Raw genomic sequence first — 18,205 nt, forward strand, 5'->3', positions numbered from 1 at the left:
ATCAAACCAAACCGAGACAATAAGCACAAAAATGGAGGATATCAATGAAAAAGAAAAAGTTACCATGTTCTGTACCAACCCTTCTGCTGGCCGGTGTGTTGTGCCTGACATTGGCGGCCTGCGGTGCGAAGCAGTCTTCCGACATGCTTGCATCGGATACAGACTCCGCGGCAAGCGCCGCCCTGCCGGTAAAGGCCATGAATGCCAAACGTATTGACGAAAACCCCTATATGGCAAAGAGCGACGCCAACATTCACCACGACGGCTACAATACCGACTCTACGGATGAAGTCCTGCCGCTTGGCATCTATCCGGAGATCAATGTTTCCTATGAAAAAACCAACGCGAATGCTTCGCCTGCCATTTACTTTGACAACTACGGCCACGCAGTCGTTCCGCTGCTCGGCGGCATCGCCATCCGCGATCTGAACGCGGAGGAAACCACGACGCTGGGCTATTTCTCCCCAAAGCAGCATGACGGCGGCGGTTACGTCATCCAGAGCTCCTATACGTTCCTGGACTCGGAAAACCGCATCGTCTGCCCCACCAGCAACAACCATGTGCTGATGCTGCGGGCAACCGATGAAGCAGGAAACGTCCTGCCTGAATTTGAAAAGGTACTGGACATTGACATCAAGACGGCAGCCGAGGCTGCGCTCGGCAAGGAGCTGACGCAGAATCTTCTGTCCGTGGTTTTTGACTACGATGGAAACCTCTGGTTTGCAACCGGCGGCTTCCGCATCTATCCCGAGCGTGAGCAGCAGGGCGTGCTCGGCTACATCGCCCACTCGGCGATCGAGGCGATCCTGAACGGAGAGCAGGCCGACCTTTCGAAGGCCGTCTTCGTCTACGGGCTGGCGCTCGGCGAGGGCGCGGAAAACGGGATTGCCGCCTCCAAGGACGGCGCGGTCATCCTGACAAACCAGAACTGCTATCTGCTGCGTGCCAATAACGGTGTCGAGGCTGTCTGGTGCACACCGTATGAGAGCGTCGGCGCGAAGGTCAGCGGCGAAAACGACAAGACCACCGGCGGCGGTCTTGCCTGGGGCGGCGGCTGCTCCCCGTCGCTGACACCGGATCTTGTGATGTTCACCGACAACGCGGATCCAGTCAAGCTGCTGGCGCTCGATATGAATACCGGTGAGATCGTTGCAAGCATGCCGGTGCTGGATGATCTGCCCGAGGGCTATCAGGTGGCGATTGAAAACTCTGCCATCGTCTATGACGACAGCGAGGGCACCGTCAGCACCATCGTGTGCAACTGGTTCGGCGCAGGCAGCGCAGGCCTTGCTGATCCCAACAGTGACTCTTCCATCCAGAGCTACGCCAACATCTATGATACGAACTGGCTGACAAAGGGCAACTGCATGATTGCGCCCGGCGTCGAACGTGTCGATACGGTCAAAACCGATTCCGGCTATGAGATGAAAAGCGTCTGGTGCCGAAATGACTTGAGCGACACGTCGATTATGAAGCTCTCCACCGCAACCGGCTATATTTACGGCTATGTGCAGGATCTGGAAAGCGGCATGTGGCAGTACATCATTCTGGACTTTGCCACTGGCGAGACGGTATTCACCATGGACATCTCCAACAAATATGGCTACAATAACATGGCTATCGGTATGTATGCCGGAAACAGCGGCAACGCGCTCTACTGCCCGACGGGCTATCTGGAGCTGCTGTGCTTGCAGGACCGCTTTGTGTATCTTCCCGAAATGCCCTACCGTAAGGTCGATCTCGACAAGTCCGCGCGAAACACGCTGTCGCAGGCGCAGTTTGAACAGGATGGCGGCGAAGGTACGGTCGCGAGCTGGCGCAATACTGTGACGGTCGAAAATGTTCATCCCAACACGACGGTCTCGTTCCGGATGAACAATCTTTCCGGAAGCGCCGCTGATTTGAAGCTCTATGCCTACGGTGCAGACGGAAAGCCGGCGGAGGTCAGCAAAGAGCTGTGGACGATCACGGATGAAGCAGGCAGCGCCGTGGATACGCTTTCTGACGGCACACTGTATGAGCTACGTGTGAGCGTTGCGGACGGCGGCGCGTTCGACCTGAGCGAGGCGGAAAAGGAAATCAAAATTTCCGTTGTACTTGCAAAGTAAGACTCAAGGAAGGCTCCGGCGCTTTTGGCACCGGAGCCTTCCTCAGCCTGTCAAAAAACCACAAAATCACCCCCGTTTCTGATATAATGAAAGAAACGGGGGTGTGCGCCAGTTCGGTGCCAAATATATTTTCTTTATGGGGTCTGACCGTGCGCCCAGTTAAGGGCATATAATCCGGTAGGTGGAAATCCTGTCAAATAAGTTGCTAGCCACAGCATTTGAAGCGAGTCTTGGGTGTATGACGGTAACGGCATATGCTAAGCGTAGACAGAAAGGTAATGGGGATAGCTATAGAGCACCGAAATCCCATAAATCAGAGCGCCGACTTTGTGGTCTGGAAGGAAGGCAAAAGAAATGCAGGTAGTCGGAGGCCCGAAAAGTACTGATGAAGGCATGAACAAAATAAATGCCGGAGGGAAGTCGAGATAGAACTGTTCCTCGCAGTTTTGGCCTGCGAAACTATATCAAAGAGGAAACATTAGCTATACACAGAGATAGGAGAACTAATGGAAACGAAATTGGCGAGAATATCACAATTATCAAAAGAGAATCCAGACATGGTCTTTACGTCACTGGGACATCTCATTAACAAAGAGATGCTTCAGAGTTGTCATCTTCAAATGGATGGGGAGAAAGCTGTAGGAATCGACGGAGTTACAAAAGAGGAATATAGTAGAAACCTGGATGAGAACATAGAAAATCTGGTAGAACGTTTAAAGAAGAAATCCTACAAATCCAAACCGGCAAGACTGGTAGAGATACCAAAGGATAATGGAAAGACGCGCCCTCTCAGTATCTATTGTTATGAAGATAAACTGGTGCCGGAAGCACTGCGCAGGATACTGGAAGCGGTATTTGAACCATTGTTTTATGACGAAATGATGGGATTCAGACCTAACAGAGGATGTCATAGGGCAATCCGTAAACTGAACACGATGCTGGAAAGAAAGCCGACCAGTTATGTGTTAGATGCGGATGTCAAAGGATTTTTCCAACATCTCGACCATGAATGGATTATCCGCTTCATAGAATCAAAGATTAAAGACCCTAATATCACCCGGCTTGTCAGGCGTATGCTGAAAGCAGGGATTATGAACGACTACCAGTTCGAAGCAACAGAGGAAGGAAGCGGACAGGGTTCTGTCTGTTCACCGGTCATCTCGTGTATCTATATGCACTATGTACTGGTGTGGTGGTTTAAAGAGGTGATAACTCCAGCATTTCGTTATAATGTTATGAAAAGCCTTTTCTACTGGCTGAACAGAAGAAGCCAGAAGAAAAGCTACAACTGGGTAGAGTTTCTGAATATGATTGATAACAGTTACCCGTTAGTAAGAGCAAAAATATATGTCAGTGTATACGATTGAAAAATGTGAACGATTCGTTTCGCAAAGAGCCGGATGCGGGAAAGCCGCAAGTCCGGATTCTGCGAGGGGCGTACGACCGTAAGGGGTGCGTCTACTCGACCCGTGGATGCACAGAAAAAGTTAAAAGAACCATTCTTTCAGCTTTACGGTGAGATGAAAGGTAAGTAAAGTATAATTTTTTGAACAAATAAGATAGAAAACATATAAAGTACAGAACGGATATTCGATTTGTTCTGTACTTTTTTAGTGAATTTATATTTAACTGTCAAACTTCCGAGCAGTAACGAGCGTGGTAACAAATTGTTGCAGAATACAAGGAATGCTTGCATTTTTGAAAAACGATGGGTAAAATAGAGAACATAGATGGCACAAAAGAGTGGAGATTAAAATGAAGAAAAAAACAGGAAAACGGATCCGGTGTGGTAGTCCTGCCGGAGCGATTTTTGTTCTGGGAGTGCTGATCCTTGTCGTGGGCGGAAGCTTCGCGGCGTACACTAATTTTCAGAGCGTAAAGCGTGTCGTGTCAACAGGAACACAGAGCGATACAATGTTTGGTTCGAATTATCTGTCACTGATAAGACTGACGGATGAAAATCCTCCGGTAAAACGGATTTCACTCGTAGAAAGCGACAATTACTATACCATTATGGTAATCGTGTGCAATTATGTGTGGGGCGATGAGACTCTTTATAACCCGAAGAACATTACCTACACAGTCAGTGCAGTCCTGACTGCCACAGACGGCGGAGAAAACCTTCCGGATGGAATTAAAGAAATCACGATGAGCGGGAATAGTTTTGATACGAATGGAACATGTACCCTGAAAGACCAGAAACTGGCAGCGGGAAAAGCAGAAAAAAATAGTTATTCCTTCCGGATTCCAAAAGCGTTGAAAGACAAGATCAAAATCCAGATAACGGCGGAACCGGATTCCAGTTCGGCAGACGCGGTCAATTCACAGAAACTGGCAGCAATTCTTTCGTTTGCAGATTACAAAGTGACAAAAAACTGGACAGGAAAATTCCTTGATTCAACAATTAACAAGAGCCCATTGGATTACGATGCATTCAATTATGAAATATCAGGAAATGGAGAAGGAAAGGTGGCGGTCACCTGGGATGATAAGCTGCAGCTGAGCAGCTGGACTGTAATAGGCGGGAAGAATACCACGGTCCCGGAGCAGGGGAAGCATTCGTATGTATTTGATGTGGACGCTTCGACAACCGCGATCCAGTTCCAGTTTTACAGAAACCCGGACAAACCGTTAGAGGAGAAAGAGAATAACTGGATTTCTTTTGGAAGTCTTGTTACTGTTTCCTATCAGGAAAAGAAAGCAGAAGGGGCAGAGTGAGTTAGAAAAATGAGTGGATTATAAGGTCTCCTACTATTTTTACAGGCAGGATAGGATTGATGAAAATGAGAGTACGTAAAAAGATAAACTGGATGAAGCGTATGGTAGCGGCCGGAATGGCAGTCTGCATGGTACTGACGACACCGGCATCGGCACTGGCAGGGACAGGGGCAGAAGAAGGCACGGAAACGCAGACCATATCGGAAGAAGCAGCGGGCGAATCCATTCTGGATACCGGGGCAGGCTCTGTGGATGCAGGGGAAGATGGCGGAACCGGAGGACAGACGGAAAGTACAGAGCAGAGCGGGACAAAAACCGGGACAGACAGCACGGAACCATCAGAAAAGGACGGCGAGACAGAAGAGACAGGGTCTGCAAAAAAAGACAGCGAGACAGAAGAGACAGAATCTGCGGAACAAGGCAGCGAGACAGAAAAAACAGGATCAGCAGAAAAGGAAACACAGCAGGACAGCACAGATTCTGCCAAGAGCAGCAGCCAGATAGACGACACAGCAGCGTCAGAAAGTGCAGAGCAGAAACCAGAGTCCACGTCTGCAGAAAACGAAGGCCAGAACCGGCAGGACGGCAGCGATGCGGAAAACCAGGCAAATGCCGCATCCGTAGCGGCGGATGCGGGAAATCAGACTCCGACGCTGACACTTGAGAAAGCGGCTCAACTTGCTCAAGATGATGAAGCTGCAAAAGACAAATTAAAAGTTGATGCAAATACCGTGACAATAACGGTAACAGATGGAATCGGATTAATCCTGTTATCCAATGTGAAGCCTTCCGAATATAAAAAGTATACAATAAACCTGGTTACAACTTCAGGATGGGATCTTACGGGAACGGCAGAGATTAAAGGGCAGACTTATAGCTTTCTGGGACTGGGTGATGATGCCGATCCGTATGAAGGAAAATTTGAATTTGATAAAAAAACAGTAGCAGAAAATTTCTCAATAACCACGACGAAAGCACTGTTTCATGCGCTTTCAACGAAAGCAGATCTGGATCCGATTTCCTTTAGCATTTCAGGGACTTTTTCCACCACCACGAAACCACTTTTGGCAGAAAAACTGAAATATAGTGAAGATCGTAAAAAATTAACTTCAACGGTTGTACTTAGCAATTTGAATTCTGATAGGATACAAGAAGCAGCAATCGGCGGTTTGATTGGCACGATGGAAGAAGGCAGCAGTGCAGAGATAACTTTTACAAATAATTTCTCAAACTCATTGAAAGTCAGCGGAGAGAGTCATACAGGTTTATTCTGTAATACGATGGAACCGGGCGCATCCCTGACTGCGACTTTTAAGAATAATACTAAGAAGACGGTTAGTGTCGAAGCAACCGCATCAGAAGCAGATGCGGGTGGATTTGTCGGCCGGATGAAAGCAGACAGTCAATTAACGATTGCCGGAACTTCTGCAGCGCAGGTAAGTTCTGCGTCCGGAAAGGCCGGAGGACTGGCCGGAAGCGTGACAGATGGAAAGATCAGCGTTCAGGCAGAAAATGGAGAAAACGAAGCGGCTGCCGGAAAGTTTGCGTTTGCGGATACCCTTACGTTAAAGGCAGGCAGTGAAAAAGCAGCAGGCGGACTGATCGGAGCGTATTCGGTTACGAAAGGCGGCATAGATAACGGTACTGACAATTCAATCAGCTACGATCTTTCTGAATATGAGTTTCACGGCATTGCTGTTTCCGGCGGCAAGGATGTCGGCGGATTATTTGGCGTGCTGAAAAACACCAGTACAAGTTCCACTACCGTGGCTGTCTCAGGAAAGACGACAGATGCCATCACGACAAAGGTGATCAGTGAGAGCGAAGTGAAAAATCTGGGCGGACTGGTCGGAGCCTATGATACTGTAGCTAGTACAGATGGAAATAGTGTAGCCGTTATGCAAAATACACTGGCCATAAAAGGAACTTCCAACGCTGCTGATTCAGATATCAGGGCAGTTTCCACAGGTGGAAGTAAAGCAAGTACCACGTATGGTGGAGTGATCGGTGCTGTATCCGGCAGCAGTTATGTGGAAATCGAAAATGTGTCTGCTTCCACAGCAGATATGAAAAACAGTAATACCACAAGTGTTGGCGGTCTGGTGGGAAAGCTGAATGACGGTTTCCTCAATGTGGGAAATGTGACAATAACTACAGCAGATGATAATGATCTTGCAAACGAAGCAGATCAGGTGGAAGGTCATGGCGGTCTGATTGGTCATCTGGTAAAGGGGGTACTGCGCCTTCACGGAGAGACAAATTTAGAGAAGCAGAAGATTACAACTGCTTATAACCATGTAGGACAGATTGTGGGATGCAATGAAAATGGTCTGATCTATGCTCTTGGAAATGGTAATAGTCTGGATGCAGACGGAAAAGGCTGGAGCCTGACCCGTTATTCCGGTACGGATCGAAGCGGCTCAGATATTGGAAACTGGGGAGCTGTGATTCGACTTGGGGGAAATCTGTCTGAAGGTGAAGATGGAGTCTTTACCTTTGATGAAGTAGCTCATACTGTTACGATAAACAGTTCTGTAGAGAATGGAACTAAGGCGGATATCAATGGTGCAAATCAATTTGCGGCATATGCGCTGGCATTTGAGTTTTCCAAGACCGATACGGAAAAGACGGAAAAGACGGAAGCACTGAAGCTTGAGAGCGAGGTGGATCGAACCCAGAAACAGACAGTGCAACTGACCGGAGATGTGGATCTTACCAATACAGGTATTATTGGCATCGGCAAGGATAATATAGAGAAAGATAAGAAAGCACATCAGTTCAAAGGAACGCTGGACGGCAGCAATCATACGATTACATTGGATATTGGAGCTACATATGGCAAAGATATTTCTGGAAATGATCTTGCAGCCGGACAGCTCTATGCAAAGCGAAGCGACCAGCGAGATACGCATTACAGTCTGGCACTGATTCCATTTGCCGGGGATGTAACCATTTCCAAGCTTACGATTAATGGTAATGTCATCTGCAAAATACCGAAGACGGTAAATCAGGAAGTAAAAGGCATCAAATATCCAGCATTTGTCGCAGGGGCAATAGGCCTGGCAAGTGGAAAGACAGAATTCAACCATGTTACAGTAAATACCAAGAGTTCTGTAACAGAAGAAGCAACAGATGCAAAGAAGCTTCTGGCTTGGCAAGGAGGATTTCTGGCTCGATGCGAAGGAAGTACGTTAATCTTTACAGATTGTACATGGGGGAATACAGCGAGCCTTGATGATGAACGTGATACTGACAACCACAGAATCGGCGGTCTTGCGGCGGAAGTAATGGGGGGCTGTACCGTAACTGTGCGTAACACGACCTTAAGCGGTTTCATTACATCTGCATCGCAATCCAATGCCTATGTCGGCGGTCTGATCGCAGTCAGCCGTGGGGAAGATTCGAATAATGCGGCAAAACCCAGCACGATAGCGGTTTCTAAATTATCGGTAAAGGGTGAGACGGTCACAACATCATCAGACATAACCAGCGGCGGTCTGCTGGGCTACCAGTGGAAGAATACGAATGTTAAGTTTGCTGCGAATGCCGGAGTGACCATATCGGGCTCGACGCTAAATGCATGCACTGCCCAGTTTGGTGGACTTGTCTATCAGGCAACCGGATACTGGAATGCAACCGCAAAGGACAGCATCGTATTTACGACAGACACAGATAAGAAAAAAAATACCTTTACAGGAAAATCAGAGAAAGAGAATCCAAGTGGTCTGCTGGTGGGAACCGGTCTGCTTACAGAAACGAATGCAGATCAGACCAAGACAACCTCTGCCCTCTATCTGGAAGTGGGCACATGGGGAAGTGCGGCGGATTCCGCTTATAAAATTAACGAGGGTGCAGTTGCCCTGAACATCGGCAATTCAGAGTACTTTGATGAACTGGCTGGCATTACCAGATTTGATGATGCCGGAAACAGCAATGCAGTGGTTTCCCTTGCAGTACATGACAGCAGTGAAAAAGCAGCTTTGATTGATAAGGACAGTACAACGACAAATACATACACGGGTCAGATAGAAAATTATAAAAACACAAAGACAAGATACTACTACAACCTGGACAGCTACAGAAAAGACAAGTATACAACGAATCTTAAAAATATCACTTCGGAACCGGATTTAGTTTTGTGGAGTGCAGCCCAGTATGCTGCAGAAAATATCAGAACGTGGTTCAGGGAAAAAATCACCAGTACACCAGATAATCCTTTTGTGACAAGCATATCCGGAAACCTGAATCTGGATGGATATTCGTATTATCCGGTGACACCGCTTACCCCGGTACATATTGGCTCGGAAAGTAATACTGGTTCAGATACAAACCTGACCTTTGCCTACGATGCGATGAATACGATAGAAGAAACAAATAAATCGTTCTCGGATGCAGAACATCAGCATTACCTGATGCAGCACGGATTGCTCTATAACACTTCTCATGGTGTGCTGGTAAATAAGACTTCTTTTGCGGGTGTGGTAGGAAAAGAAAAATTTAAAAGTGAAGAAAATGCAGACGGTTCAGACAACGGTACACAATATAATTCCGGTGCACTGATTTATGGAAGTGTCATCGGAAATCCGATCAGCAACATTGTTGGAATCAATCTGAAAAATGTGACATTGGATGGAATCAGAGTGACAGGAGTGGAAAAAGGCAATGATACCACCTATGCGCCACTTCTGATCAATCGAATTGCAAAAGCAGCAAAATTGACCGTAGATAAGCTCTCCACCAGTGAGAAATATATGACAGGAGAAGGTGAGAATAAAAAAACTGCGTATGCTGCAACCAGTCTGGTCGGCTCCGTCGGTGACAAGACAGCATCCAAGCTGACTCTTTCATTTTCCGATATTGCACTGGACGGACGTGTAAAAGAAGATTCAGAAAAATCTACCTCTGTGTGGAATAATGGAACCACGCAGGTAGAGTATCACACGACTCATACGATATTTACCAGGGCAATCCTTATGGAGTACTTTATGTATTCTTCCGATGGTTCCGGTACGTATAACTTTAACAGTACCGATAATAAAGTTACTTATGGTGTGGAGCTGACGAATACAGAGACAACTGGTCGAAATCCGGATAAGCAGTATCAGTACTATGATGCGGACAGCTATATCACAGATGAGAAGGATGCAAACGCGAATGAAGCTTATGTGAGAGAAAGATATAAGGACACGAATTTTCTTCGTTATGTCAGGGTAGCACAGAATATTGAAGAAAGTACATATGAGCTGGATATCAACCAGAAATCTACTGGTCTGCTGAACGGCTGCGGTACCTATGGGGATCCGTATATTATTGAAGACGCACTTCAGCTGAGTTCACTGGCTTCTTATATCAGCACCCCGGGCAGTATTTCAAACTTCCAGGTAGTATTTAATTCAAAAGTTCTGGACAGTCAGACACAGACAGTTGAGAACTACCATACGCAGGGGAATGCTATTTCTGCTACTACTACAGGCACGGATATTACCTATACATGGGAAAATAATGCATGGAAAGCGGATGGAGCAACAGATACAATAGATACAGATAAAGCAACCAGCTATCTGTTAAATGCGTATTACAAAATCGAGAAAGACATTACGATTTCCGCAGAAACCTTCAGCGGACTTGGTACACTGAAGAATCCATTCAGCGGTGTGATTGTTGGTTCAGCTGATAACGGCAATTCCATCACTGTAAGTATGAAAGGATCGAACGGGAACAAAAACAGCTTCGGCGGTCTGATTGCCTACAGCCGTGGAAGCGTAGTAAAAGATCTGACGGTGGACTATTCAAATGCAAAGATTCAGATGCAGGCTGCAAATTTGCCGGGAACAGAGGAAAATCCATTCTTTGGCGGAATTATCGGTTATTGCATGGGTGGTGATACCATTATTGATCATGTGTCCGTACAGTATAATGAAAATACAGTATCATTTAGCGGTAACTATGAAAAGTTAATAGCTGCCGGAGGATATGTCGGTCTGGTTGGTGGGGCAACCCACGTAACCGAAAATACTGACTATGAAAAAACCGGCGGTGGAGTAGTTTTCCGCAATATGGATAACACAACCAATACTTTTACGGCGGTATGTGCGGAAGCGGCCGATGAAAAGAAAACAGTAAAGATGTTAAAGGAGGATGGTACACCCGATGGTAAAACAACTACTGAGGGCGGTAACTATTTCTATCGCAACCCCTATGTTGGCCGTGTATTAGATGGCTATGCATGTGCAGAAAAATGTACTGTAAATAATACCGATAAAAACTATACCATTCCAAGTTTACAGGAAGGGACAAGTGACCTGACGGTATCCGAGAAAAATGGCGTATTAAACGCTACTGTAGCGTCGGCACAGGGACTGTGGCTGCTGTCCGCGATTGTAAACAGTGGCGCAGGAGCGATGGATTCTACAGGGAGTTATATGGATGTAGACGACGAGGTGGTTGATGCGTATCAGTATGGAAAACCACGTACTGCGACGTATGAAGGAATCGGAACAGATGCAGGAACAGATGCAGGTACAAGGCTTGCAGATGAAAAATACTGGGGTGGAAATGCAGGTTCTGCAGGAAGTGATGGTGCAAAAAACAGAGTTTCTTATCTGGTGAAGAACTATACAACAGGTACCACAGCAGCAAGGCTGGCAGGAAAGAGCAGTGATACAAAGACAGCTACGAATATCCCGGTTAAGAATATCCCGGTTAATCTTACATTCAGCGTAGAAAGCATTGATATGACTGCTTATGGCAATGGATTCCGGGGAATTGGATGTAGCTATGGGGAGAATAAGGTTGTTTGGAATAAAGATTGCAGTATTCCAAAAGTATATCGGCGGAATCTTCTGATAAAGAACATTTCTGGTAATGAAAAAAATGCCACAAAGATTATATTAGACATGAATCAAAATGAGTACAGAATCGAATATACAGATGGTTCATGGCGAAATCAGGGAGCAGGAGTATTTGTCGATTTTCATTTTACAAAAGAGTGTAGTGTGAGCAATCTTGCAATATCAGGAAATGTTAAGATCGGTCTGTTTAATAAAACAAATTCAAATTTGTGCTCTGTGGAAGAATCAGATAACAAAATAGGTGTTGGTGGATTCGCTGCGAGAACGGCCAATTCTACAGGTACGGTTACTTTTTATAAGTTTTCTCTGAAGAACATTGATGTATATGGTGGCACAATGACAGGAGGAGCCATTGGGTATATTGATGGATATAATAATTCTAAGAGAAATGTAACTTTTAGCAACTGGTCTATTGAGAATGTAAATGTATCAAAATGGGTTCAGAACGATGGCAGTTCGGGTGGATTAGTTGGATGGAATGTTGGATATGGTACTTTGGAAATCACAAGAGATTCTAATGAGGATGTTAATATCAAGAATCTTAAAGTTACTACAATTTCAGATAAATATAAGACAGCAGCAGCAGGAGGCCTTGTCGGCGCTTGTGACTCTTCTAGTGTGAGTATTGAAAATGTGAATGCAAATAATGTGACGGTTACCGGAAATAATGTTCGAGATATTGGTGGTTTGATTGCAGGCAACAGAAAGGTGACAAATATTAATATTGACATTAATGTGACTGTGACTAGCTGTGTCCTACATTCGATTGAAGTAAACAATCCGATAGATAGTAGCGAAGCTTCTACAGGAGGCATAATTGGATATCATAATAATCCATTGGCTATTTTTGGGGTAACCATGGATTGTAATTCAAAGATTAACGGACAGCAATACACAGGTGGTTATGTAGGTCAGTCAAAAGCCAAGGTTCAGATCATGAGTTGTTCGGAAAAGGATACCTATGTAAAGAGTGATAAGCGAAACTGGATTGGCGGTTTTATTGGTTATCAGAGTAGTGGATATACAGCAACATTCCAAACATGTAAGGAAGAAAAGGTGAATATTCTCGGGCGGTATGTTGGTGGTCTTGTCGGAAACAATGATGGGAATATACTTGCATCGAATGTAGAATTTAATCAGGTCATAGCAGTTACTAAATATTATCAGAAATACAATGGAACTTATGATGCCAGATGTGCAGGATTATTGACAGGATCTACAAATAATATGTCTAATAGTAATAGTGTGAAAGGCTACAATATCCTTGCAGAGTCGTGCAAAGTCGGATATGCTGCAAATCCAAAAGTTGAAGATTTATCAGGTGCGTTGATTCAGCTTATAACCGATGTAGGATTCTGGATTGGAATAAGTGGTTCAAATGATGCAATCAATCTGACAGCAGTTTCTGCCTCCGGTACTGTTTTACCACAGAAAGACATTGGAACTCAAAAAGGTTCTGCTACCATCATCTACGCCGATGCCACTGCCACCAAGAGCTACCAGCCAACCGACTCCACAGCGAAACCATCCTCTTCCGCCAGCCCATGGGTAGATGTCAACCCGAAGAGTGATGTGCCTTTTGCAGATGGAACAGTTATGACCGGTAATGCGGCAGGAACTGGAACAGCCAAAGCAATTTTAACCGAACTGGGCAGTGCCTCTCATGATTCAGCTTACTACTGGAATGTAGACGATAGCACGAAAATCAGTGTTGCAAAACTATTAAGTCTAACAAACGACGCGTATCTTACAACTTACAGAGTCGAAGAAAACGCAACTACAACGATAGACGAAAATGTTGACTTCCCGGTGCTTGTTGTAAATAATACCGCAGATGTAGATGAAATAATCTGGGACTATATTGCGGCAATGACAAATGTGAGCAATGGAGATACGGCGAAGAAACAAAAGAGAGACATTACAGCAACGAGTTATAAGTGGGACAGCAATCATAATAATTTTGCACCTCAGACAAATGCAAGCTTAAGTGTCAGCTCAGGAAAGAAGCTTTCCATCACCCCGAATGCATATGATAACCAGTGCAGTCAGTTTACCTTGCTGGATGTGACCTACACAGATCCGACAGACACTACAAACCTACATGTTTTCCATCTGTACATTCCGGTGCTTGTGAACAAGGTTCTCTATATCAATTTCAAAACAAGGTTTCTTGCAGGAACGGATTACTGTGCATCGGATTATCCTATGACAGATATAAGCAGAAATCATTATGCAACCGCAGACTTCAATGAACCATTGACGGCATTGATAGAATACAGCTATGAGAAAGAGACAGACTGGCAGTCTATGCTGGACAATGGTGAGAATCTGCTGTGGTATTATGACAAGGTTCTGAATCTGGCATCGGGCAGTTCGGGTAATACACAAAAACTGCTCCCGGAAGGAACGAAGCTGACGTTGGTAGACAGGCAGACCAAACAGTATTATATTTATACGACAGACGGAAACGAGGATTTGCACAGCTTTAACCTTACAAATATGACAGTGCCAGGCAGTACCGGTCAGGGTCAGACAACTCAGAAATTCGCTCCTGTTTATATCTGCGATTTACTCGGGCTGAAGGCAGATCTGGTGTCGGAAGCGGAAGATGGAACAACCTATTATGTGAAGGAGACAGATCCGTCCAAAGCAACGGTCAGAATCGGCACAGACTATTACCGGAAAGCGGAAGAAAAGGACAAAGATGCAGAAAAATATCGGATGACAATACCAGGAACGGATACTTCTTTGAATTCACAGAAATGGAAGGAAGAGTACTATCTCACCATTCAAATACCAAAGACAGATGGAGTGCCCATTATAAACAACCGATTGTATGCCGCAACAATGTCACGCAAGGAAGGTACGCTGCCGGCTGTTATTAAATCGGATAAGAAGGCGGATAGTTCTGCTTACGTAGTATACAATGGAGTTCAGCAGACGTTCAGTATTTCCACCAGCCGTATTCATAATGGAAGTCCGATGGGAGATACTGCGATGGAAAACGGAGACGGTATCAAAATTAAGCTGACAGGTGAATTGTGGCTGACAGAGGCAGGGCAGGCTCAGTTCAAGTCACTTGGACCTTCCGAAGTTTATCACGAGTTTGATATCAGCCTGAAAAAATATTTGGAAAAGGCGGCTGGAATCAATGGTGTAATCGGTACAGAAAACATCCAATATATATATCAGTTTTCAAAATCAGATGGAACAAAAATCTATTCAGAAGAAGGTAAGAATTCAAACGCAGCCGGACTTGAAACGATGTCGCTTCGATATGGAAGCAGCAAGTTGAAAAGTGCATTGGAAGAGGCAGACAGTGAGAAGAATGCGATAACGGTTACAGCTGAAATCACACTTACTTATGATGACGTGGATGGTTTTCCGGTGAGAGGCGCCGCAGATACAGACAGTAGTGGTACATCCGTTGTTGGTGTGTCACGTATTGCCAATACATCCACGCAGCTGCCGATTACAGAAAATAAAAAACCGAAAGAAGATGAAAATCGTTATTACATTACAAACCCATCCAAAGCGATCCTCAGATATTCCAGCGTAGATGGAAGCGGAATCGGAGATACGACGCAGCAGCTTGGAGTCAACCCGAGTGATGCAGCAAAGAACCGTTCCGACATGATCTATACAAGAGCAGATTATGATTATTCCAATGTGGATGCAGAAACTCTTGCCAAGGCTGCAGCCATCCGCTATAAAATGGAATTGTTCCAGAAAAATGAGAATGGAACTTATGATGAAACAAAACCGTTGAAAATTGGATCTTATCTCCAGAATATTGTCAAAGATGCAAAATCAGATGATATTTCCGGAAATGGTGATAAAGCATATCAGTGGAAGAACGATTTTGTATCGGACGATACGAAGCACCAGTTTGCGCAATTTACCTTTACGCCATTGACCGGCGGGAAATTTGAAAAAGAGCAATATACTTATGCAAATTACAGAGTGCGCCTGACTGCGGTTCTGCTCGATAAAAACGGAAGTGAACTGGATGGTACGAAAGCAACGGATTATATCATCTATACCAATGCCCGGATCTATCAGGATATGATAGACAATAATTAAGCGATCCGGCATCAGACAAAATGTTGCCGTTCGCCGGAAAATGGCGGACGGTAACAATAAAAAATGGGACAGAAGCGAGGTGAAAAGGGATGCGCTGGAAAAAAGGAAAAGAAGAGCTGACGGCAGAAGAATACAGACAGAAAGCGCAGAAACAGATAGAGCTTCTGAAAAACCAGTGGAAAATCTTTTTCCGGACGGGAATTATCGTTGTTGCAGCTTTCATTGTGATGATCGTTGCAAGTATTGCATGGTTTGTCAGCAATACCAGGGTCGCTGCGACTGGTGTTGCTATCCGGCCTGCGGATATGCCCTTCGATCTTGCCGCGGCAGGGACAAAAAGTGATGAAGATGCAGATCGAGGCATATATGACAAACTGCTGACAGTATCCCCTGGAGCCTTAAGAGAGATAGACGGGAAAAAATACTGGTCTACCGATGGAAGCCACACTTCCATCTGCTGGGCTGTTACACCGGAAAGCAATATGAACAATACGGGTGAGGATGGAAAGCCGACAGGGATTGAGCCGGGGTCTTATGGAAAAATGACATTTTACATCATTCCCAATAAGAATGGTCCGCTTAAAGTAACGTTAGATCTGGTTCTGACCGGATATCAGATCGCGGATGACAAAAAGAATGAGGAGAATGTGACCCAAAATGATTTAACGGAAGTTACGGATCCGTCGCTACAGCAATTGCTGGAAGGACACATTCTTTTGTTTGCGGGATACAATGGGAAGGCGGGGTGCTATAAAGGCTGGATATCCCGGGATGCAGGAGAGTGGAGTATGAGGCTTGGCAGTGAAACGGAAACGGCTGTCCTTGAAGTAAAGAATGGAAAGCTGACCTGGAATAATACGAATGCCCAAAAAGACACTGCTTATCCGGTTACGATATACTGGATCTGGCCGGAAAGGCTGGAATCGTATCTGAGAAAAGCAGACAGCTATAGCGGGAAAAATCCGCTGCTGTTTCCGGAAAATCTATCAAGTGAGGAGAATGCACTTTCGGCATTGCCGGAGAACCTGTTTGAGACGATGGGCAAAGTGGAGGAGAATTCATCATCGAACCGTTATTTCCGGTGGGAAGATTCTGAAAAATTTCAGGAGAATGTTACAAAAGATACGCTTTCACAGATACGGGAGAAATTCAATCCGGCTCTCTATTCTATGATCGCGGCTTACTATGATTCAGCAGACCAGTATCTTGGGAAAAACGTCCAGTATGTGCAGCTGAAACTGGATGCGCAGTAAAACCGGACAAAAACGTGGCAAAGAAGGAGGTGCTTCCATGAAGGAGCAGACAGAGAGACAGCAGGATGAGGTCAGACAGGGGAAGCACAGGATGCGGCTGACGCGGAAAAAACGGGTTGTCATATCTGTGATTCTGACATTCTCTGCCCTTCTGGCGCTGCCGGTTTTTGCCTGGCTGTATATGCATCGAAGCATAGAGACGATAACGAAAGTAAATATGCCAAACGCATTGCTGATCGGAGCCGGAGATGCAAAACCGATCCAGCAGCTGGAGCTGAGCAATATTGACGTTTCCGGGGCGCAGAAGTATAAAGACGTTGTATTCTGTGTGTACAGCACAAAGCCGGGACTGGCTTATCATCTTCAGCTGGCACATACTACGAATATTGGATTTTCGTATGAAATTGATAAGGCATCTATAGAAACGGATGCGGTGAATGGAAGTATTTTTTATCTGGGGGATTACTATAAGAAAGGTAGTAAGTTGGCAGGAAACTATTTAAATAAAGAGACAGAAAGCAACTATGCAACAAATGCTTATCATGAGAAAACATATGAAAAATATGGGAATGTTCAGATATCAGCAGAGCCTCTTTATTGGAAGACAGCCAGTCAGGAAAAACTTCCGGATGAAAGGCAAAAGCCAGATAAAAATGGGAATTATGTGAACTATTATATTCTGCATATCACCTGGGATGAAACGGTACAGAACAACAAAGAAACGGATATGATTTATATTATGGCGGGCTGAGTAACAGCGAAATCCGCAGCCGGGAGTCTGGAGGGGACATTCTGGCTGTGGATTTTTTAATAAAAATGTAAGACTGTAGCAGTGGCAGTCTAATCGCAAATATGATATAGTAATAGAACAAAAGAACATCATACTATAGCATCTGTGTCTGCAACGGAACAGACCTCTCTTCAGCACATAATTGGGCGGGCGGAAGGGTACAGAAAAGAGTGATGGTTACTTGGGGTCAGGTACCATTAGAGAAACAAAAACGATTTGGAGATTGCTGGGCTTGGAAATTTAGGAATCAAAACAAATTGTGTTATCGTCTCTTTCGTGCTAAACTAAAAACACACAGACATCGATGGCAAAGAAAATAGAACACGGATGCGAAAGGATGAAAATGGATTGAGAAGTAAAACTCGAAAAAAATATTAAGATGCCAGGAAAATCCGTACGGAA

6 protein-coding genes are annotated in these 18,205 nt (G+C 45.2%); all 6 read left to right on the forward strand.

All coding sequences use genetic code 11. The features are described from left to right. The first annotated feature begins 44 nt into the window (after window positions 1-44). The 6 genes from DWX00_RS05860 to DWX00_RS05885 all read left to right on the forward strand — a co-directional run bounded on the left by DWX00_RS05860 (window position 45) and on the right by DWX00_RS05885 (window position 17,764). Window positions 45-2,108 (forward strand): hypothetical protein, encoded by a 2,064-nt coding sequence (locus DWX00_RS05860; RefSeq protein WP_118594821.1) that lies wholly within the window; start codon window positions 45-47, stop codon window positions 2,106-2,108. Between the two features lie 506 nt (window positions 2,109-2,614). Further along, complete coding sequence (locus DWX00_RS05865; RefSeq protein ID WP_118594822.1) at window positions 2,615-3,475, forward strand: reverse transcriptase domain-containing protein; 861 nt, start codon at window positions 2,615-2,617, stop codon at window positions 3,473-3,475. Window positions 3,476-3,863: 388 nt separating this feature from the next. After that, the gene (locus tag DWX00_RS05870) at window positions 3,864-4,826 is read left to right on the forward strand and encodes a hypothetical protein (RefSeq protein WP_118594823.1); all 963 of its coding nucleotides are present in this window, start codon (window positions 3,864-3,866) and stop codon (window positions 4,824-4,826) included. 65 nt (window positions 4,827-4,891) lie between these two features. Next, window positions 4,892-15,760, forward strand: a complete 10,869-nt coding sequence (locus DWX00_RS05875) for a hypothetical protein (protein ID WP_147398238.1) — start codon at window positions 4,892-4,894, stop codon at window positions 15,758-15,760. Window positions 15,761-15,849: 89 nt separating this feature from the next. Beyond that, window positions 15,850-17,013 (forward strand): hypothetical protein, encoded by a 1,164-nt coding sequence (locus tag DWX00_RS05880; RefSeq protein ID WP_055266215.1) that lies wholly within the window; start codon window positions 15,850-15,852, stop codon window positions 17,011-17,013. Window positions 17,014-17,050: 37 nt separating this feature from the next. Continuing rightward, entirely contained in the window at window positions 17,051-17,764 is a 714-nt protein-coding gene (locus DWX00_RS05885) for a hypothetical protein (protein WP_055266217.1), read from the forward strand. Window positions 17,765-18,205 lie beyond the last annotated feature (441 nt).

The sequence above is a fragment of the Blautia sp. AF17-9LB genome (assembly GCF_003479185.1).
GTDB classification, from domain to species: domain Bacteria; phylum Bacillota; class Clostridia; order Lachnospirales; family Lachnospiraceae; genus Fusicatenibacter; species Fusicatenibacter saccharivorans.

Bases quoted from the DNA above. Each gene is read 5' to 3' on its own strand.
- DWX00_RS05860 (WP_118594821.1), top strand. From the start codon at position 45: ATGAAAAAGAAAAAGTTACCATGTTCTGTACCAACCCTTCTGCTGGCC.
- DWX00_RS05865 (WP_118594822.1), top strand. From the start codon at position 2,615: ATGGAAACGAAATTGGCGAGAATATCACAATTATCAAAAGAGAATCCA.
- DWX00_RS05870 (WP_118594823.1), top strand. From the start codon at position 3,864: ATGAAGAAAAAAACAGGAAAACGGATCCGGTGTGGTAGTCCTGCCGGA.
- DWX00_RS05875 (WP_147398238.1), top strand. From the start codon at position 4,892: ATGAGAGTACGTAAAAAGATAAACTGGATGAAGCGTATGGTAGCGGCC.
- DWX00_RS05880 (WP_055266215.1), top strand. From the start codon at position 15,850: ATGCGCTGGAAAAAAGGAAAAGAAGAGCTGACGGCAGAAGAATACAGA.
- DWX00_RS05885 (WP_055266217.1), top strand. From the start codon at position 17,051: ATGAAGGAGCAGACAGAGAGACAGCAGGATGAGGTCAGACAGGGGAAG.